This window comes from Pseudoalteromonas sp. Of11M-6 (assembly GCF_022347905.1).
Lineage (GTDB): Bacteria > Pseudomonadota > Gammaproteobacteria > Enterobacterales > Alteromonadaceae > Pseudoalteromonas.
Genome location: NZ_JAKRFW010000002.1, coordinates 121365 through 139812 on the forward strand (window position 1 = coordinate 121365; position 18448 = coordinate 139812).

General features: G+C 42.0%; 21 protein-coding genes and 2 tRNA genes. 8 read left to right on the forward strand and 15 right to left on the reverse strand.

The genetic code is table 11. The annotated features are described in order from the left end of the window. Positions 1-25: 25 nt before the first annotated feature. The 11 genes from MHN32_RS01770 to MHN32_RS01820 form a co-directional block, all read right to left on the reverse strand. Positions 26-247, reverse strand: a complete 222-nt coding sequence (locus MHN32_RS01770; RefSeq protein ID WP_010604628.1) for a DUF2835 domain-containing protein — start codon at positions 245-247, stop codon at positions 26-28. Further along, complete coding sequence (gene pepN, locus MHN32_RS01775) at positions 248-2833, reverse strand: aminopeptidase N (protein WP_235367490.1); 2586 nt, start codon at positions 2831-2833, stop codon at positions 248-250. Positions 2834-2968: 135 nt separating this feature from the next. Continuing rightward, positions 2969-4450 (reverse strand): Na+/H+ antiporter NhaC, encoded by a 1482-nt coding sequence (gene nhaC, locus MHN32_RS01780; protein ID WP_010371552.1) that lies wholly within the window; start codon positions 4448-4450, stop codon positions 2969-2971. Between the two features lie 225 nt (positions 4451-4675). Next, entirely contained in the window at positions 4676-6712 is a 2037-nt protein-coding gene (gene prc, locus MHN32_RS01785) for a carboxy terminal-processing peptidase (protein ID WP_102056710.1), read from the reverse strand. 10 nt (positions 6713-6722) lie between these two features. Further along, positions 6723-7373 (reverse strand): RNA chaperone ProQ, encoded by a 651-nt coding sequence (proQ, locus tag MHN32_RS01790; RefSeq protein WP_010604625.1) that lies wholly within the window; start codon positions 7371-7373, stop codon positions 6723-6725. Positions 7374-7388: 15 nt separating this feature from the next. Beyond that, positions 7389-7667 (reverse strand): hypothetical protein, encoded by a 279-nt coding sequence (locus MHN32_RS01795; protein ID WP_102056709.1) that lies wholly within the window; start codon positions 7665-7667, stop codon positions 7389-7391. Beyond that, positions 7667-8125: a GAF domain-containing protein gene (locus tag MHN32_RS01800; RefSeq protein WP_010604624.1), complete on the reverse strand. Its 459-nt coding sequence runs from the start codon at positions 8123-8125 to the stop codon at positions 7667-7669. Before MHN32_RS01800 ends, MHN32_RS01795 begins: the two co-directional genes overlap by 1 nt. 121 nt (positions 8126-8246) lie before the next feature. Then, positions 8247-8624: a hypothetical protein gene (locus tag MHN32_RS01805; protein ID WP_211868821.1), complete on the reverse strand. Its 378-nt coding sequence runs from the start codon at positions 8622-8624 to the stop codon at positions 8247-8249. A 199-nt stretch (positions 8625-8823) separates the two neighbouring features. Beyond that, a complete protein-coding gene (gene tnpA, locus MHN32_RS01810) occupies positions 8824-9258 on the reverse strand; it encodes an IS200/IS605 family transposase (RefSeq protein WP_036970631.1) in 435 nt (144 codons plus the stop codon). A 150-nt stretch (positions 9259-9408) separates the two neighbouring features. Then, a tRNA-Ser gene (locus tag MHN32_RS01815) sits at positions 9409-9499 on the reverse strand. Positions 9500-9541: 42 nt separating this feature from the next. Then, positions 9542-9632: transfer RNA gene (locus tag MHN32_RS01820), tRNA-Ser, on the reverse strand. Between the two features lie 297 nt (positions 9633-9929). Between MHN32_RS01820 and MHN32_RS01825 the strand changes: the two genes are divergently transcribed. From MHN32_RS01825 to MHN32_RS01845, 5 genes are read left to right on the forward strand one after another with little or no spacing between them, the layout of a single operon-like run. Then, positions 9930-10595: a Bax inhibitor-1/YccA family protein gene (locus MHN32_RS01825; RefSeq protein WP_010604622.1), complete on the forward strand. Its 666-nt coding sequence runs from the start codon at positions 9930-9932 to the stop codon at positions 10593-10595. 55 nt (positions 10596-10650) lie between these two features. Then, the gene (tusD, locus tag MHN32_RS01830) at positions 10651-11004 is read left to right on the forward strand and encodes a sulfurtransferase complex subunit TusD (protein WP_010604621.1); all 354 of its coding nucleotides are present in this window, start codon (positions 10651-10653) and stop codon (positions 11002-11004) included. Beyond that, a complete protein-coding gene (locus MHN32_RS01835; protein ID WP_010604620.1) occupies positions 11001-11360 on the forward strand; it encodes a DsrE family protein in 360 nt (119 codons plus the stop codon). Before tusD ends, MHN32_RS01835 begins: the two co-directional genes overlap by 4 nt. Continuing rightward, a complete protein-coding gene (locus MHN32_RS01840; protein WP_239420751.1) occupies positions 11357-11611 on the forward strand; it encodes a DsrH/TusB family sulfur metabolism protein in 255 nt (84 codons plus the stop codon). The genes MHN32_RS01835 and MHN32_RS01840 overlap by 4 nt, the downstream gene beginning before the upstream one ends. A gap of 5 nt (positions 11612-11616) precedes the next feature. Then, positions 11617-11946 (forward strand): TusE/DsrC/DsvC family sulfur relay protein, encoded by a 330-nt coding sequence (locus tag MHN32_RS01845; RefSeq protein WP_045989037.1) that lies wholly within the window; start codon positions 11617-11619, stop codon positions 11944-11946. Between the two features lie 299 nt (positions 11947-12245). Here the strand turns inward: MHN32_RS01845 and MHN32_RS01850 are convergent, their stop codons facing one another. Further along, complete coding sequence (locus MHN32_RS01850; RefSeq protein WP_239420752.1) at positions 12246-13475, reverse strand: amidohydrolase family protein; 1230 nt, start codon at positions 13473-13475, stop codon at positions 12246-12248. A 12-nt stretch (positions 13476-13487) separates the two neighbouring features. Beyond that, positions 13488-14870 carry an amidohydrolase gene (locus MHN32_RS01855; RefSeq protein WP_010604616.1) on the reverse strand — a complete coding sequence of 461 codons (1383 nt, stop codon included), beginning with the start codon at positions 14868-14870 and terminating at the stop codon, positions 13488-13490. Positions 14871-15312: 442 nt separating this feature from the next. On the opposite strand from MHN32_RS01855, the gene MHN32_RS01860 reads away from it, so the two are divergent. Beyond that, the gene (locus MHN32_RS01860; RefSeq protein WP_239420753.1) at positions 15313-15657 is read left to right on the forward strand and encodes a DUF3718 domain-containing protein; all 345 of its coding nucleotides are present in this window, start codon (positions 15313-15315) and stop codon (positions 15655-15657) included. 71 nt (positions 15658-15728) lie between these two features. Here MHN32_RS01860 and MHN32_RS01865 read toward each other — a convergent pair whose 3' ends face one another. Continuing rightward, entirely contained in the window at positions 15729-16421 is a 693-nt protein-coding gene (locus tag MHN32_RS01865; protein WP_174168964.1) for a DUF445 domain-containing protein, read from the reverse strand. A 125-nt stretch (positions 16422-16546) separates the two neighbouring features. Between MHN32_RS01865 and MHN32_RS01870 the strand changes: the two genes are divergently transcribed. Further along, positions 16547-17401, forward strand: coding sequence for a fructosamine kinase family protein (locus MHN32_RS01870; RefSeq protein ID WP_102056704.1), 855 nt, complete (start codon positions 16547-16549; stop codon positions 17399-17401). 70 nt (positions 17402-17471) lie between these two features. Further along, complete coding sequence (locus MHN32_RS01875) at positions 17472-17675, forward strand: CPXCG motif-containing cysteine-rich protein (RefSeq protein ID WP_010604612.1); 204 nt, start codon at positions 17472-17474, stop codon at positions 17673-17675. A gap of 124 nt (positions 17676-17799) precedes the next feature. On the opposite strand, the gene MHN32_RS01880 is transcribed toward MHN32_RS01875, so the two are convergent. After that, entirely contained in the window at positions 17800-18441 is a 642-nt protein-coding gene (locus tag MHN32_RS01880; protein ID WP_239420754.1) for a riboflavin synthase subunit alpha, read from the reverse strand. Between the last annotated feature and the right edge of the window lie 7 nt (positions 18442-18448).

The following is an 18448-nucleotide window of genomic DNA, read 5'->3' on the forward strand; positions in this document are numbered from 1 at the left end:
AATATGTTTTGCAGTTCTACTTCGATTAAGTGACTTTTTCTAACGATAGAAACTTATTGCTATCATCCAAGATGAGACGGAATCTCCCCCTGATCCCAATTGATGAAATAAAGGGGCGAATACGCTCTGCGGGGAAGCGAATACTCTTGCCCCCATCTTCAATCACTTGCACTGAAGTATAGTGCCCGTAGTAGTAACCGAGGCACTTGTCATAACTCAAATCCATGTAAAAGAAGTACTCTTTCATCTACTGCGCTAGCGCCTTCTCTACCTTCTCATATAAGTCGTCGCTTAAGCCTTCTAAGTTAGCCAAACGACTCAACTGTGCCCGCATCAGTTGTTGGCGCGTTTCATCATAACGCTTCCATGACATGAACGGCGTGATCATACGAGACGCATTTTGTGGATTGATACTGTTTAGCTCCACTAATAGGTCTCCCAATAACGCATAGCCCTTACCATCTGTACGATGGAATTGCGCAGGGTTAGTTCTTGCGAAGCTTCCTATCAATGCGCGAACACGGTTAGGATTGCCTTTGTCAAAACAAGGATGCGCATAAAGCGTATTTATATTCGATATCACCTCGTCGTTGGATAAGCTTGCACTTAATGCAAACCATTTGTCCATGACTAGACTATCGTGACGCCATTGACTATCAAATTGACTGAACAAGCTTTCCATCTTTGTGTGCTGCGCGGCGACGGCTGCTTTTAATGATGCCAACTTAGTGGTCATATTGCTTGATGAAAATTGATTATCTAGCGCGCTGTCAACACTATCGGAATCTGTTTTCGCTAAGTAATAAAGCGCTTTATTTTTAAAGGCTCTGATCGCGACATCCTTTGCTTCTAATGAGCCTGAGTCTTGCAAAGATAAATAAGCGTGTTCAAACACCGATTGCAGTGATTGCGCAATTTGCATTTCAAATGCATCAGAAATTGAAACGAGTTTGTCTACTGGGATAATTTCAAATTGACTGGCTAACGTATCAAACGTTGGTAAAGTCAATAGCTCAGCCAGTAGCGCAAGGTCTCCATCTAACGCTTCCACCAATGAGGACAATGCACCGAGGACTTTTGAATCCAGTGCGAAGTCGTCTGACGTAACCGCTCGTTTAACTTCAATCATAAAGATTTGCTGCACTGCTTCCCAACGAGCGTAATCACTACGTGCAAAACGCAATATGTGTAGTAACTCATCAATAGTATAGCTGTACTCCATAAGCACAGGTGCTGAGAAATCTTCTAGTAATACAGGAACTGGTTTACTTACAACTTGCTCAAACTCAAACCGCTGTTCAAATTCAGTAATATCTAACGCTCGTTGTATTTCTCCGTGCTTTGTTAGCAACGGAATGCTTTCACCTTGCTCATCCAAAAGCTCTAGCTTAAAAGGAATATGCAGTGGCGCTTTTACGGGGTCGCAATCAGCATGGCTTTGGCTCACCGTAATCGCATATGTTTGTGCCTGTTTGTCATACTCGGTAGCCACTTTTACTCTTGGCGTGCCGAATTGCTCGTACCATAGTTTAAATTGCGTTAAATCAACACCAGAAGCATCCATCATTGCATTAACGAAATCATCGCACGTCACAGCTTGTCCGTCATGACGCTCAAAGTAGAGCTTCATCCCTTTTTGGAAGTTTGCTTCCCCCAATAAGGTGTGCATCATACGGATCACTTCAGCACCTTTGTTATAAACAGTTACGGTATAGAAGTTATTCATTTCAATAACTTGCTGTGGCCTTATCGGATGTGCCATTGGCCCCGCGTCTTCTGCAAACTGATGCGTACGCATCGCCATTACCGCGTCAATGCGGTTTAGGCCTCGAGAACCTAGATCGCTGCTAAACTCCTGATCTCTAAATACGGTTAAGCCTTCTTTTAAACTAAGCTGAAACCAATCACGGCAAGTAACCCGGTTCCCAGTCCAGTTATGGAAGTATTCATGTCCAACTATCGATTCAATGGTGTGAAAGTCTCGGTCTGTCGCAGTCTCTTGGCTTGCCAACACACAGGCACTGTTAAAAACATTCAGACCTTTATTTTCCATTGCCCCCATATTGAAAAAATCAACCGCGACAATCATGTATATATCGAGATCGTATTCCAAATCAAACCTTGACTCATCCCACTCCATGGCCTTTTTTAGTGACGTCATAGCATGGGGAGCTTTATGTAAATTGCCTTTATCGACAAATAACGCCAACTTCACCTCTCTACCCGACTTAGTGCTGTAGTTGTCTTCTAATACATCAAAATCGCCAGCAACCAAGGCAAACAAGTAGCTTGGTTTTTTGTGCGGATCGTGCCATTTTGCAAAATGTCTGCCGTCACTTAAGCTTCCTTCTTCAACTTTATTGCCATTTGATAATAAGTAACGATACTTTGACTCACCGATGATCGTCACCGTATAAGTCGTCAGTACATCAGGTCTATCCATAAAGTAGGTGATTTTTCTAAAACCTTCCGCTTCACATTGCGTACAATAAGCGCCATCAGAGAGGTATAAGCCTTCAAGTGAGGTGTTTGTTTGCGGCGAAATTTTAGTGACAATTTTAAGCTCAAAGGCCTTTGGCAAGTTAGAAAGAATCAATTCTGAGTCAGATTTTTCAAGGCTTTGCCACTCTTCACCATTTACCTGACAAGATACTAACTCTAAGTCGACACCATCCAAAATTAATTGTGTCGCATCGCTCACAGCGACAAACTGACTTACAGCAGTCACTAAGGTATTTCTTGGGCTTAACTCAAAGGTCAAGCAAAGCGTATCAACGGTATGGCTTGGTGCAAGGTAATCTTTAAGAAATTTGGCTTGTGGTTTTTGAGTCATATATAGTCCTTACAAAAACGCCCCAAAAAGGGGCGAGTGATAAAACAAATTTGATATCGCCAATTCTAAGGATAGGCGTTTAATTTCTACTTGACCTGTTGGAAAAGGCCTGATCAAGATTGCAAATGCGCTATTTTACGCTTGCCCTGCTTTCTCATTTGGTTCTTCCGCGTTTACTGTTGGTGGCGTAATCTTAAGGATCTTGATACCAAGATACGCGTAGATGACCGCCAGCACAGGATTGATCAAGTTAAAAAATGCGTACATGGCATAATCAAACGGATTGATCAGTAGTACACTCTGCATATATGCGCCGCAGGTGTTCCAAGGGATCAGTGGACTGGTGATTGTGCCACCATCTTCCAGCGTACGTGAGAGGTTTACACTCTTCAAACCGCGCTTTTTGTATTCTTCTTTGAACATACGACCAGGAACAACAATCGCGATGTACTGATCCGCGGCAACTAGATTTGTACCAATACAAGTTGCAATAGTCGAGGCAATTAGTGAGCCTGTGCTTTTTGCAATTTTAAGAATGCTGCGTACGAAGACATCAAGTAAGCCAGTTTTTTCCATAATGGCACCAAACATCAATGCCGTCATCACCAGCCAAGTTGTCGTTAGCATTGATGACATGCCACCGCCACTTAGCAAATCGTCCATTTTTGCATCGCCTGTTTGCAACGCAAAACCGTCAAAGAAAGTTGCCCACACCAATTTCACATAGCCCACTAACTCACCTTGGCTAGCATCAATTTGACTTGCAATAAGGTCTCCTTGGAACAGCACTGCCCATATCGCCCCCATCACCGCGCCGATTGAAATCGCCGGAAAAGCGGGCATCTTCTTGATAGCAAGCCCAAGCAGCACCAGCAAAGGAACTAGCATTAGCAGGTTAATGTTGAAGTTAGTTTGTAGTATCGACACAATTTCATCTATTCGCCCCGCTTCACTTGACGCTTCAGCATTAAAGCCCATGACAATAAATATAATAAGTGCGATTACAAAGCTAGGTACTGTGGTCCAAAGCATATGCTGAATATGATCAAATAAATCACTACCGGCAACTGCAGGCGCTAAGTTTGTGGTTTCAGATAATGGGCTTAACTTATCGCCAAAATAAGCACCTGAAATGACTGCACCCGCGGTTACGACCTGATCTAAGCCAAGCCCCGTCGCGACACCTAGTAGCGCTACACCTATGGTTGCGGCCGTCGTCCATGAGCTGCCTATACTCATCGCCACAATTCCACAAATCAAACAACTCGCGGCATAAAACCAACTTGGATTGATAATTTGTAGTCCGTAATATATCAGTGTTGGGACTGTTCCAGACAGCAACCAAGTACCGATTAAGGCACCTACCATCAATAAAATGATAATAGCACCAAGAGAGATAGTTATCCCCTTTATCATCGCTTCTTCAAGCGTCTTCCACGTAAAACCGTTTTTTAGACCGACAAGCGCCGCAGTGAATGTTGCAAAAAGTAGGGCTATTTGATTTGGACCTGATGATGAGCTGTCACCATAGAGGTACACCGCAGCACCGAGCAAAGCGACCAACAATGTGATCGGAATAAGGGCGTCAATAAATGACGGCTGTTTTTGTTGTTTCAAAAGGAATACTCCTACGCACGACGACCCATGCTTATAATTATTTTATTTGCAGTATACCGTTTTGAGCCGTTTTGAGTAGCTAGGTTGCTAGTGGTCGAGCCACGCACCATTCTCAAAAAGCCTCAAAAGAGTATCAGCTTAGAAAATCTGGCAGATGATAACAAAATTAGTTAAGTAAAAGTAAGTGTAAAAGGCATAATAAAAGGCGCTTGAAGCGCCTTTTATTTATTTTTTAACTTCGTTTTTGGCTACCCGCCCGTATGAAATTAGGTCCTGCGTGATAAGCGCTGCCTCTTCAAGGTAAGGGTCTAATTCTGAAATAACCTCTGGTGCATCGTCCAAATCTTTAACTGGCTCTAAACCGAGACGTTTCAGCCTTTCATTCGTGCGTTTTAATACCAGATCATCGCGGTCTTCACGCTCTTTGATACGCTCAGCTTCAACTAATGAAATCGCCTTATCGTCCTTGCGCGCTTTGTATTCTTCAATATCTTTATAAATATATTCGAATTCTGGCTCTGCTTTTACTCGCTCATCATGGCGCTTACTCAAGTATTGGATAGTTGGCGACAAATTATCGAGGCTCGCATATTTTGCACGAACGATACTATCCCAAGGCAACGCATTATCCTCTTGGCTCTCTCCCCACTCTTCTGGGTTGATTGCCGATGGTAGCAAGATATCAGGGATCACGCCTTTATGCTGTGTACTGCCACCGTCGATACGATAAAACTTCGCAATCGTGTAGGTTACACTTCCCAAAGGATTTTCGAATAAATCGTAATTTTTACCGAGGCCACGATGTTGTTGCACGGTGCCTTTACCAAAGGTTTGCTCTCCAATCACCACTGCTCGGCCATAATCTTGCATCGCAGCAGCAAAAATCTCAGATGCCGATGCACTGTAGCGGTCAACCAAAACAGTCAAAGGTCCATCGTAGAAGGTAATGCCATCCCTATCTTGTTGACTTTCGACACGATTGTAAGCGGTATGGATCTGAACAACTGGGCCTTGGTCAAAGAATAAACCGGATAGCTGGGTCGCTTCGTAAAGCGAGCCACCACCATTTTGACGAAGGTCAATGATAACCCCATCTACTTTGGCTTCTTTAAGTTTAGCGATTTCAGTTTTTACATCTTGAGAAAGATTATTGTAGAAACTTGGGATTTCTATCACGCCTATTTTGCTTTGTAGCTCAGAATACTTGGCTTCAAAGACTGAAGACTTAACTGCGCGGTCTTCTAATTTTACTTTGTCACGAACAATTTCAACGACTTTTGGCGTACCGTGACTATCAGTACCTTTAAGGTATTGAAGTCTAACCTTGGTCCCCTTAGGGCCTTTGATGAGATCGACCACATCATCTAAACGCCAGCCGATAACATCTACAAATTCTTTATTATCTTGTGCTACACCGATGATTTTGTCGTCCGGCTTAAGCTTTTCGGTTTTGTCCGCAGGGCCTCCGGGGACTAAACTTCGGATCACAGTATAATCTTCATCGTAACTTAATACCGCACCAATACCTTCCAGCTCTAAGTCCATATCCATTTTGAACTGTTCGGCACGGCGTGGCGAAAGATAAGATGTGTGCGCTTCAATGCTGCGTGCAAACGCATTCATGATTACTTGGAATGCATCTTCACTATTCGTTTGGACTAGACGTTTTTGCGCATTCTTGTAGCGCTTGGTAAGGACTTCTTTGATCTCTTCCCAATTTTTCCCAGTCAATTTTAAGCGCAGCGCATCAGATTTAACGCGCTGGCGCCAATATTCGTCAAGTTCGCTTGTCGCGGTTGCGTAATTTTGCTCTTCTCTATCAAAAATGAACTCATCTTTTTTGTCAAAGTTCATTTCTTTGTCGAGTAAGCCAATGGCAAAATCATAGCGCTCAAAGCGACGCTTCATGCTTAGGTTAAACATATCATAAGCAAAACCCAGTTTTCCTGAGATCAATGCATCATCAAATTGCTTACGATACTGTTGAAAACTATCGATATCCGACTGCAAAAGCAAAGACTTGTTAAAGTCGATGGCTTCTACGTAACGATCGAAAATTTTATCCGATAAGCTGTCATCAAAGCTGAAGCGTTTGTAGTGTTGCCGAGTAAATAGGTTAGTCACTCGTTTACTAGCCGTGGTGTGTTGCGCTTCAGGTTTAAGAACTGGCAAGTCCTTAATAGTGACTGTGCTTGTTGAGGCTAAAGTAACACTCGATACGAACGCGGCGACTAGGGAAATGAGTGGTAACTTTTTACTCATATACAACTCCTTACTGAATATATAGGCTATCTGCTTTAGTTTTAACTTGCATTCCTGTTACAAGCTCTACGTGCACTTCATCATTTTTGACTTCAGTGATAGTAGCGTTAACAAGCGCTTGACCAAGTTTAACTTTAACTTTGTTATTAACCTTGACCTGTTCAGCCGGTAAAGGTTCAACTTTACCACTGCGCTTAGGTTTAACTTCAGCAGGTTTATTACTCATTTTAGGGCGTTTTTGGTCTTGACGATCCCTTGAGTGAGGTTTCTTTTTGTAAGATTTTGTTTCGCCATCGCGATTGTTTGGACGCTGCGGCTTTTTACGCTTAGCCATTTTGGCACGGCTCTCGGCCAATGCTTTTTCTGCGTGTTCAACGTGCTCTTGTTCAACCTTTTCAGCCTGATTGCCGTCTAGGTCTACACGAAACTCGTTCTTAGTGACTGCTTCGAGATAACGCCAGTTTGAAGTGTATTTACGAAGCGCTTGACGTACTTGGGTTTTACTGACTTTGTCAGAACCCTCAATACGCTCAGCGATATCTTTGAAAATACCAACCTTTAATGGCTTAATCCCTTCCTTTTGCTTGAAGCAGTTAGGAAATTCTGAAAATAAGAAGTCTAATACTTCATTTGTGTCTTTTAGCTTGTTTGTGGTTTCCATTTTTAAACCTATTAATTACATCTGCTCATCGAGCGACGAGTTTATATAGTGTGTAACCCAGTCAATTAGCTCTTCTATCTCTGCTTCAAGAAGCGCTAAATCACCGCGAAGATGTTCCCAAATACCTTCTATGAGCCTATCTATTGTGTCACAGTCTAAATCTTCGGGAAGTAAATCCCATGCGTGATGAATAAGTTCATTTAAGCGTTCTGCAACAACTTCTTCTTCGCCTTCCCAATCACCAACATCGGCGTAAGAAAACAAATAATCTTGTACCTGAAGCATATCTTTCATTAAAGCGTTTCCTCAAACACTTTAACTAACGCTTCTAATCCGATCTTATCCTGCTCGTCAAATCTTGCCAGACTAGGACTGTCAATGTCTAGCACGGCAATCACTTTATTATCTTTAAAAACAGGGATCACGATTTCTGAATTTGATGCTGCGTCGCAAGCAATATGGCCTGCAAACGCATGAACATCCTCAACCAATTGCGTTTCACAAGTTGCAGCTGCTGTGCCACATACCCCTTTACCAACAGGAATTCGGATGCAGGCTGGGTTGCCTTGGAATGGCCCAAGAACCAACTCTTCAGCGCTATCCATAAGATAAAAGCCTGCCCAGTTGATATCTTCAAGAGTTGTAAATAAAAGCGCACTCAAGTTTGCCATATTGGCAATCACATTGTGTTCACCACTGATTAGCCCTTGAGCCTGTTTAACTAAAGTCTGATAAAAGTCTTGCTTTTGCATTACCATCAAATTCACGAATTGAACGACAAAAGCTAAAGGTACTCTTTCGGAGAAATAATTAAAACCTTTTCGACTGAAAAAGTATTAATTATCTGTAAAACTGAGACTGCTCGGTTAATTATCACTCAGTTTTACGATGACCTGCCCGCAAACCAAACAAGAATAGCCCCGCTGCGAGCATTGACATTAAGGCGTTAACAATAAAACCGACACCCGATTGTGCAGCGAAAAGATAGCTAAATACCGCTCCACCAAGTAAGCCCAGTGTTAACAGACCACCATATTGCACCTTGTTGTACCTAAACATAAGGATATATCCGGGAACAACGAATAGGCACATAGCAAGACCAACGATGTATGCGTTAGAAATTGCGCTGAGTACTAAGTTAAAGAACATCTCACTGCGACCGAGTGTAAAGCTGTAGTAAATCCCAAGCACACCACCCACGATTAACGGTGATAATAAAGAGAACCCTACTCCTTTGCCAACTTGTTTCATATTCAACACTCTCTACACTAATTATTCATTCAACACTACTGAGTATTGTGCAAGCAGTGCCTCTGCACTAGCCGACTTTGGTCTAATAAGTATTTGTATCGAGAGTATACTGGTGACGGGAGATTTCTGTTATCAGAAGTAAAAGATCCACCTTCTAAAGAAGGTGGCTTTGCATTAGCCCCCTAGAAGGGGGCGTTGTTTACTGGAGTGTTAACTGCGCCTGCTCTTGCACCTCTTCCTTTTCTTGGTGCCTGACATACCGCCTTATTATTTCTTCATTTATCCCTACAGTATCTACGAAGTACCCTCTCTGCCAAAAATGGTTTCCCCATAACTTGTTTTTCCTTAAGTATGGATATTTGCTAAATAGCTTTAACGCTATTTTTCCCTTTAAAGCACCCATTAATTTCGAGACTGATAACTTCGGCGGTATCTTTACTACCAAATGAACATGGTCAACCTGCACATTTAACTCGACTACTTTGCACCCTAACTGCTCACAATAAACTTGTATGCACCTGTAAACATCTCTGCCTACTTTGTTCTTCAATATTCTGAACCTATACTTTGGTGTCCAGACTATATGATATTGACATCGCCAATACACATGCGATGCTTTCTCGTATCTACTCATGTTTTTTCCTTATATGACTTCGCTAAAAATCAAGTAAGGAATTAACATGAGTATTTTTTCAGGCAAAGCCTAAATGATGATAACCACCTACTGAAGTAGGTGGTTTAGGGCCGAAAACAAAAAAGCCCTCAAATATGAGGGCTTTAAATGTGGCGGAGAGATAGGGATTTGAACCCTAGATACGCTATTAACGTATGCCGGTTTTCAAGACCGGTGCTTTCAACCACTCAGCCATCTCTCCAAAACCTATGATCCACGCTTAATAGCACGAATCTAAAATAAGTGGCGGAGAGATAGGGATTTGAACCCTAGATACGCTATTAACGTATGCCGGTTTTCAAGACCGGTGCTTTCAACCACTCAGCCATCTCTCCGCAGCGGGGCGAATAATAGAGAATCCCTATGCGCTTGTGAAGCTTTTTTTTCAATTATTTGATCATTTGCGTAAAATTTGGCTCAATCGTCTAAGAACCAGTCAAAATTATGCGTATTTTAGATATTTCAGCGAACTTTTGAAAATATTCAAAGTCTTACGTATTGAGTAAATATTACTGTAGAGACCCAATTAACGACAGATATTGATCCAGAAATCATTGCCCCAACATATAACAATTGATACTCTTATCTTAGTTATTTTTGGGATCAGCATGTTTTATTAAGGAGCTTGAATCATGGCATTCAATCATTCATACAACACTGCAAAACCTGTCATGTCGACAATGGAAACAAACAAAGTGTTGAAAAACACTTACTTCCTGTTGGCAATGACATTAGCGTTTAGTGCAGTAACAGCCGCAATTTCAATGACAATGGCATTACCAGCATTTACCGGTATTGTTTGTTCATTAGTTGCATTTGGTTTGCTTTTTGTTATCGGTAAAAAAGCAAACTCATCTTCTGCTATCGGTCTTGTATTCTTATTTACTGGTATTTTAGGTTTCGGCCTTGGGCCTATGCTTAATCACTATGCTGCACTACCAAATGGTGGCATGTTGATAGCACAAGCACTTGGCACAACAGCGTTAATTTTCTTCGGTTTATCAGCTTATGCACTAACTACGAAAAAAGACTTCTCATTTATGGGTGGCTTTTTAACGGTTGGTTTAATCGTGGTTATTATCTCAAGCCTAGTAAACTTGTTCATTGGTTCTAGCATCGCGTTTATGGCAATTAACGCGGCAGTCGTGTTATTAATGTCTGGCTTTATCCTTTATGATACAAGCCGAATTATCAACGGCGGCGAGACAAACTACGTGCTTGCAACTGTGAGCTTGTATTTAAGTATTTATAACTTATTTACCAGTATCCTTGCCCTTTTAGGCGCGTCGGATGACTAACTCAGAATTTCTGATAAAATAAGCCCCATTACGGGGCTTTTTTTATGAGTAAAATTTGAGTCAAATAGCCATATCAGTTCACTTTGGCGTAGCTGCACAGTCAAAGTTAACTTTACTAGAACGGTATGTCGATGCCGCTATTAAAAGTGACCATCAAATCGCGTGTATCTTTTTATACCAAGATGGTGTTTATCACGCCAGTCAAAATATCGTACACGCTTCCGACGAATTGCAAGTCAACGCACTTTGGCAACGCATCAAAGATAAAGGGATCCCCCTGTTGCTGTGTGTCACAGCTGCGGAAAAACGCGGCGTTAGCATCGAAGACGTTAGCCCTTTCACCGTTGCTGGCCTTGCGGAGTTTGCCATGATCTCGAGTAAGTCTGATAAGTGGATGCAGTTTAAATGAGTAAAAACGTGTTAATCATTTCTCAAACCAGTCCATTTGACCAAAATAGCCTGAAAGAAGCGCTGGATGTCGCACTAATCTATGCAGCGATTGATCAACAAGTAAGTTGGCTTTTTACCGGTCCTGCTGTGCTATCGCTCCAGAAAACCCTCAATGCGCCAATACTGGGTTTAAAAGACATGTTTAAGCAATTAAAAACTCTGGAAATTTATGATGTCGAGCGGGTTTATGCCTGCCAGTCAGCTATGGAGGAGTTTAACGTATCGGCACACTCCCTTGCTGTTGATACTGAAGTCAAAAATCAACATGAAATTCTTGCGTTAATCAAACAACATGACTTTGTGGTGACACTATGAGTACGCTACATATTATTTCTAGTATCGAAGCATGCGATCAGCTGCAGTTTGTATCCCATCACGACACTATTTTATTATGTAATGATGGCTGCTTTGGTCAAACGCGTATCTCAGCTGGAGATGCAAATGTGGTGATGCTGCAAACTTGCGCCAGTGCCAGAGGTATTGTCCCAGAAGCCGGAGTAAAGCTTATTTCTGACAAAGATTGGGTTGAGCTGACCATGACTATGAACAATTCAATTACTTGGTAATCATCATGCTAGAATTTAACAACCAAACTATCGAGACAGATAAACAAGGCTATTTGCTAGACCATACTCAATGGACTAAAGATTTAGCACCACTTCTAGCCGCAGAAGAAAATATTGAGCTTTCAGATGCACATTGGGAAGTCATTGAGTTTGTGAGAAATTTTTATCTCGAATACAATACCAGCCCCGCGATCCGCATGCTGGTAAAGGCAATGGCTAAAGCACTAGGCGAGGATAAAGGCAATAGCATCTATTTGTATAAGTTATTTCCAAAAGGTCCAGCCAAACAAGCGACAAAAATAGCGGGGTTGCCAAAACCCGCCAAGTGTATTTAACCTGAACTTCGGATAATTAATGCCTTTCTAGCAGCCAGTTTTAGCGCTAACTGCGTTGAATTCACTTCCAATAGCCTGCTATTGGTGCGTAAATTCGTCTTGCCTACAAGGATGTAGGTACCTGGGCGGTAGCAGGATACGAGAGCGGAGTTATCCCTAAAACTCTCTGGCTAGATAAGGAAATAATTTAATTAATTTTAAGAACAATTAGTTAGCCCATTCCTTACCCAAATATCAGGTTATTTAGGACGGGACAACCGAATTAAAAAAGGCCTCAAATGAGGCCCTGTATAAAAACATTACTTCGTATACGCTCTTGGCATATCAGAATCTGTCGTATATCTGTCTCTTAGTTTATCGTGGCGTGACTCAGTAGACACTTCCTCACCATTGATCCAGATTTTATCGATTGTGGTGCTGAATTCGAAAGGATCCGCACTCCACATTACGATGTCTGCACGTTTACCTGCTTCAATCACACCGCCATCAATGCCCAGTGCTTTCGCAGGGTTAGCGGTAACCGCCTTAAGTGCGCCTTCATGACTCATGCCATTTGCTACAGCAATACCTGCATCAAAACGTAGCTGGTAGACGTTATGACTACCATCACCACCAATTGACAGGATGACATTGACACCTGCTTTCTCAAGCTTACCTGCGTTATCTAGACTTGCATGCATTGAGTCAAAGCTAGCTGGTAGGTTTGATACCGCACTCAAAATAACTGGTACTTTCGCCTCAGCTAATTGCTCAGCGACCACTACCGCATCATCAGCACCCTGAATAATCAGATCTAAACCAAACTTTTCTTTTAGCTTAATCGCTTCAAGAATATCCGACGCTCTTGAAAGCGTCGCAATCACAGGCATATCACCCGCTAACACTTGAGTTAACACTTGTTCTTCTGAACTCGGTTTTTTCTCTTCTTTTTTGTCTTTCTTAGCGAGCTTTTCTTGCTGTGCTTCAAGCTTTTTAACAACGTTATCTAACGCCTTTGCACGTGACCCTTTGCTTTTGGCACCCAGATGAATAATTAACGCTGTTTGCTTGTCGGTCACACTGTTAAATTCACCAGATAAGTCAACAACAAAACCAAGCCCTGCAAACTCACTTTTACCACCCCAAGGTGCAACAAAATTTTGCGTTACACCGCCTTTTCTTGCATAGGCAATTAAGCTACTACGTGGATTAAATGCGGTGCTTGCATCAAAATCTACTCCGGCATCGTCATCGCCTGCATCACGAGAAGCAGCAACAGCACCAACTTCAACTAAACCAAGTTGGTTCATTGAGCCGATAAAACCTGGAGTCACAACCTTACCGCTGGCATCAATCGTTACATCAGCAGTCACGTTATCTGGGTTAATCGCTTTTATTTTACCGTTTTCGATAACTAAGGTCGCACCTTCAAGTACGCCAGCATCTGTTGCGGTATGGATCGTTGCATTAGTAATTGCGGTAACATTGGCAAAAGCAACAGAGTGAGCTAGCAATGCGCTAGTGATCATGGTTAGTTTCATGGTTTTCATCTCATCAACTCCTTACTTTTGACCTAACATAAAATCACTAACCGCTTGATATTTTTCATCGTGACGATCATAGACTTTACCACCATCCACAAAGACCTGCTCTGCACGAGAGTACACGCTAAACGGGTTGGTGTTCCAAATTACTACATCGGCTTGTTTGCCTTGCTCAAGCGATCCTGTTTTATCCTGAATGCCTAACGATTTAGCAGCGTTCGAGGTGATCCATTTAATTGCATGCTGTTCGTTGATGTTAAAGCCTGACTGGTTAGCCGTGTTCATCACTTTTGCGGCTTCATGATTCAAGCGTTGAATTGTGGTATCTGAATCCGAGTGAACAATTGCACATGAGTTTTTCACTGCATCAACAATTGCAACGTTTTCCTGAACCATATCATAGGCTTCCATCTTAAAGCCCCACCAATCTGGCCACAGCGCTGCACAGTTACCGTTTTCACCTAACAAATCAGCAATCTTGTATGCTTCAATACCGTGGTGGAAGGTTCCTGCGTGATAACCAAACTCTTTAGACAAGTCAATCATCATTGCCATTTCTTCCGCTTTGTAACAATGGTTATGGATCAAGATTTCACCATCTAGCACACCACGAAGCGTATCGAACTTGATATCACGTTTTGGTGCATCCGGATTCAAGCCAGCAGCATATTCGGCTTCGTACTGTTCCCAAGCGCGCTTATATTCACCAGCTTCAATCCAAGCTTCACGGTATCCTGCCATGTTACCCATGCGAGTATAAGGGGCAACACCTTTGGAGCCATATACACGCTTTGGATTCTCACCACATGCCATCTTTAATCCATATGGCGCATCTGGGAATTTCATTGCTTGCATTGTTGGTGCTGGCACATTCTTTAAGGTAACACCACGACCACCAAATAGGTTTGCAGAGCCAGGTAAGATTTGTAGCGTGGTGATCCCCCCTTCTCTAGCTCGGTTAAAGCCAGGATCTTGCGGCCATACAGAATGCTCAACCCATACTTGTGAAGTATTAGGATTAATCATTTCATTACCATCACTGTGCGATTCTACGCTTGGGCTGGGGTAAGCCCCTAAATGAGAGTGTACATCGATGATGCCAGGTGTTACCCATTTACCTTCAGCATCAATGGTAATATCTGCCGTGACAGATAGGTCTTTACCAACTTGCTTGATTTTACCGTCAACAATAAATACATCACCTTGTTCTATCTTTTCACCGGTTCCGGTCAGAACGGTTGCATTAGTGATTAGGGTTGATTGAGAAGGTACAGGCTTGTAAGTACTTGGGTATGGGTTTTTCTCTATGGTAACTTTTTCTTTTTGTGGGCCATTATCCTGACAGCCCATCAAAGCTGCGGCAATGCCAGCTACGACTATGGAGGGAGCAAATTTATACATTTTTTGTCATCTCTATTGTTTTTTTGTGACTTTAACTCATGCCATCGCACTTTACGCAATTATGAGCTTCAGTCACAAGTAATTACGACGAACGTCCGGATATTATAACGCATGTTGTCATCAGTGAGTAATTTGAAAAGGCTTAGCTGCCATTACAAAATGTAAATTAGCATCTATATTGACACGTTTTGACACACAAGTAGCAGATAAGAGGTAAATGTAAGAATGAGGTGTTAAATTATCGATAATAGTATTTTATAGCAAAAAAAGTTTCAACTATCTGTATCTTCAGAAATAAAATAATCCAATATTTTACATGCAGTTAGAATTCTTGTACACATTTGACATACTCTATTACATTCAGAATTACTTGGTTTACAGCATTACATGAAAACTTTCGCAATACTAATAACGTGTCCTAGAGATAGCCAAGGAGCTAATCATGAAACTGTTAAATTTAGTATGTGCAACCTCGCTTTTAGTAGTAGGAACAGCTTCTGCAGCAGATTTTGTTGCTGCGGATGATAGCAGAGCCACCAAAGTTTGTATGTCGGTTGTCAAAGACAATAGAATCCACCTGTTCCACACCATTAAAGATAACCACCTCAAAAAACGAGTTGTCGAGGAAAAACTACACTGTAATGATATGCCAATCGGTAAATTTGCAGCCACCTATGGATTCAACAAAGCCGCTGATTTCCTCGGTGTAGACAGCAGTACACGGACCAGCATCAAAGACATCGCTCAAATAGACCAAAAGACTATTTTTGTCTCAGGTTCAAAGTAGTCATGTCGACATGTTTGTAAACAAAAAAGCAAGGCGTAGCAATCCCTGACTACGCCTTTTTCTCTGTTCAACTATACGATTGCAGCCAACAACCCAAATAGACCACCGAAAACCCCACCCCACACAACTAACCAACCTAAGTGAGTCTTAATCATGGTTTGTACAATTTCCTTTACCATTTGCGGCGTTAGCTCATTAAGTCGCTCATCTACCGCTTTTTCAATGGTTTGATGTAAATCATCGCCAAGTAGGCCACTACTGAGTGACTCACCAATTGCAGCATCAAACTCTGGCTGTTCACCAAGCTCAACTATTGCTAATCGCATTTTCTCTATAAATGGTTCTCGCAACGGTTGTACAGCTTCAGTCCCACCAAACATCTGTAACATCGCGCCAAATTGAGACGCCTCAATCACACTTAACAAACGGTCGAACGCAGGATTTAAATCGACTTTATTAGCGATAGGCGCCAAGTCAAACTTTGGGTGCTCCTTGCCGAGAAACTTTTCTAGTTTTTCTTTACTAAAGAACTCGCTCAAGATGAGCTCTCGAATCGACGTTTTAAACGACTCGAATTTAAGCGTAATAACCCCTGAACCGTAGAGGAAAGGCACTTTCTCAAATAACATATGTACCGCTAACCAATTCGTCATTGCACCAGATAGTGCAAACAATCCAACCGAAAACAACACATCGTTTTCCAGTGCGAAGCCAGTACCGGTTAGCAGTATCGCCAGTAGATTGGTGATGATATTTTTATTCAATGTACTTCCCTTGGATAAAATGACAGACATGATATTTTATTTTTTTTAGAAAAAGGCCTCAAGTATTTGTGATCTTGAGAATTTCAACCATATTTTAGAGTAAGTGAATATGTTGGATCTAACTTATGTGGAACAAAGTCAACCAACAAATCTCTGAATCTCTCCATGACGCTTTTGAGTTTTCTTCGAAGCAAACCTTAAAAAGTTATGGGTCTAAAAAACTTTATAAGATTGCAGACGATACCCATCAATTTTTGGTCAAAGTAGCTCCTATTCAAGCTTTAGAGCGATTTGAGTGTGAAGCATCTAATCGTGAAAAGCTTATTCGCGACTCTGATTTCCTCGTGGCCGATACAATAACACTGGGTACGAGTGTTGAATTTTGTTTTATTGTACTGGAATGGTTAGAACTAGATCATCGCAATGAAAACTGGCTTGAGTGCGGTCAAAGCCTTGCTAAAATGCACCAACGTCATGAACAGGAAATGTACGGCCTAGAAGAAGACAATTACATTCATGAGCTGCCGCAACCAAATCAATGGCACAAAAAATGGGAAGTTTTTTTTGCTGAGGAAAGGATTGGTTGGCAACTACAACTGCTCGCTGAAAAAGGGATTATCCTCACTGATATCGACACATTTGTAGAGCAGCTTAAGCCACTTCTTCCGCACCAAGTTCAACCGTCTCTGGTTCACGGTAATTTTTGGCATGGTAACATTGGCTTTAGCCATCAAAAACCCGTGCTATTTTCCCCTGCTTGCTATTATGGTGATAGAGAAGTTGATATTGCGATGGCTTCGTTATTCGCTCCACTACCAGATGACTTCTATCGTGGTTACGAGTCTATCTATCCACTCGCAGAAAATTCACCTGAGCGTTTAGACATTTATCGCTTATATCCTCTTCTGGTGCAGGCAAACTTGTTTGCTGGCAAGTACATACGGGATGCGGCAGAACAAGTGCAAGCCCTGCTCAAATAACTGCCATATTTTCGTCACAATGCGCTATAGTTAAAAGGTATTTAGTTTGGCCAATTCAGGTGGAGGGCCAATGAAAAACCTATATCAACAACGTATTGAATGTCCGCATTGTGGACATCATATTTTTGTCAATCTTGATACAAGTGAAGGCGATCAGGACTACTACGAAGACTGTGCTGCTTGTTGCAATCCAATACACCTAAATATGCACTTAGACCAACTGCACAATAAGCTTGAACTTAGGGTTGATAGCGACGACGAACAAGTGTTTTAATCAAAGCAGAAACGCTATAGATTACGGGCAGCCCATTTGCGAGCTGCTTATCAAGTTGACACAACCTTAGCTAATGCTTTTGGTACCTGCAAATAGAGGTAAAGGGCGTTACTCGGGCAAGGTACTAGTTGTGCTTCAATAGAGTTTGCTTCTTCATGTAGTTTTCAACGGTATTAATAATCGTATAGGTTTGTTGGTCAACCTCTATATTCACAGTATCTCCCACACGCATCGTACCCAAATTGGTAAGCGCCAGCGTTTCAGGTATTAGGTGTAACCAAAAGCCGGTGTGATCAAGCTCCCCCATAGTCAAACTCGCACCATTTACCGCAATAAAGCCTTTGTACATAACATACTTATGCCACGTTTCTGACAATGCAACATGCATCCTACAGTTGCCTTCGTTGCGATGTATTTCACTGATATTCGCGCTTGTTTGAATATGCCCTGAAATTATATGACCGCCGAGTTCTGTACCAAATGTCATCGAGCGCTCAAAATTTACCTGTGACCCTCTTTGTACTTCACCTAGATTAGTGAGTCTCAATGTTTCATCAATCACATCAAAGCAAACTTGCCCTACCACATCATTTTCTGGCTGTTCGAAGTGCACCACCGTTAGGCAGCATCCGTTAATTGCTATGCTCGCACCCAAGGTCAGCTTATCGAGGTATTCAGCACCAACAGAAATAACTAATTTTAAAATATTATCGACCTGCTTCGCCGACACCACCGTCGCTTTTGTTTGAACAATTCCTGTAAACATATCTACC

Excerpts from the sequence above, each read along its gene's own strand:
- MHN32_RS01850 (WP_239420752.1), bottom strand. The coding sequence starts at position 13,475 with ATGAAAACCATGAAACTAACCATGATCACTAGCGCATTGCTAGCTCAC.
- MHN32_RS01800 (WP_010604624.1), bottom strand. The coding sequence starts at position 8,125 with ATGCAAAAGCAAGACTTTTATCAGACTTTAGTTAAACAGGCTCAAGGG.
- MHN32_RS01880 (WP_239420754.1), bottom strand. The coding sequence starts at position 18,441 with ATGTTTACAGGAATTGTTCAAACAAAAGCGACGGTGGTGTCGGCGAAG.
- MHN32_RS01875 (WP_010604612.1), top strand. The coding sequence starts at position 17,472 with ATGAAAAACCTATATCAACAACGTATTGAATGTCCGCATTGTGGACAT.
- MHN32_RS01795 (WP_102056709.1), bottom strand. The coding sequence starts at position 7,667 with ATGAAAGATATGCTTCAGGTACAAGATTATTTGTTTTCTTACGCCGAT.
- pepN (WP_235367490.1), bottom strand. The coding sequence starts at position 2,833 with ATGACTCAAAAACCACAAGCCAAATTTCTTAAAGATTACCTTGCACCA.
- MHN32_RS01870 (WP_102056704.1), top strand. The coding sequence starts at position 16,547 with ATGTGGAACAAAGTCAACCAACAAATCTCTGAATCTCTCCATGACGCT.
- MHN32_RS01770 (WP_010604628.1), bottom strand. The coding sequence starts at position 247 with ATGAAAGAGTACTTCTTTTACATGGATTTGAGTTATGACAAGTGCCTC.
- proQ (WP_010604625.1), bottom strand. The coding sequence starts at position 7,373 with ATGGAAACCACAAACAAGCTAAAAGACACAAATGAAGTATTAGACTTC.
- MHN32_RS01860 (WP_239420753.1), top strand. The coding sequence starts at position 15,313 with ATGAAACTGTTAAATTTAGTATGTGCAACCTCGCTTTTAGTAGTAGGA.
- MHN32_RS01835 (WP_010604620.1), top strand. The coding sequence starts at position 11,001 with ATGAGTAAAAACGTGTTAATCATTTCTCAAACCAGTCCATTTGACCAA.
- MHN32_RS01845 (WP_045989037.1), top strand. The coding sequence starts at position 11,617 with ATGCTAGAATTTAACAACCAAACTATCGAGACAGATAAACAAGGCTAT.
- tnpA (WP_036970631.1), bottom strand. The coding sequence starts at position 9,258 with ATGAGTAGATACGAGAAAGCATCGCATGTGTATTGGCGATGTCAATAT.
- MHN32_RS01805 (WP_211868821.1), bottom strand. The coding sequence starts at position 8,624 with ATGAAACAAGTTGGCAAAGGAGTAGGGTTCTCTTTATTATCACCGTTA.
- MHN32_RS01855 (WP_010604616.1), bottom strand. The coding sequence starts at position 14,870 with ATGTATAAATTTGCTCCCTCCATAGTCGTAGCTGGCATTGCCGCAGCT.
- MHN32_RS01825 (WP_010604622.1), top strand. The coding sequence starts at position 9,930 with ATGGCATTCAATCATTCATACAACACTGCAAAACCTGTCATGTCGACA.
- prc (WP_102056710.1), bottom strand. The coding sequence starts at position 6,712 with ATGAGTAAAAAGTTACCACTCATTTCCCTAGTCGCCGCGTTCGTATCG.
- MHN32_RS01840 (WP_239420751.1), top strand. The coding sequence starts at position 11,357 with ATGAGTACGCTACATATTATTTCTAGTATCGAAGCATGCGATCAGCTG.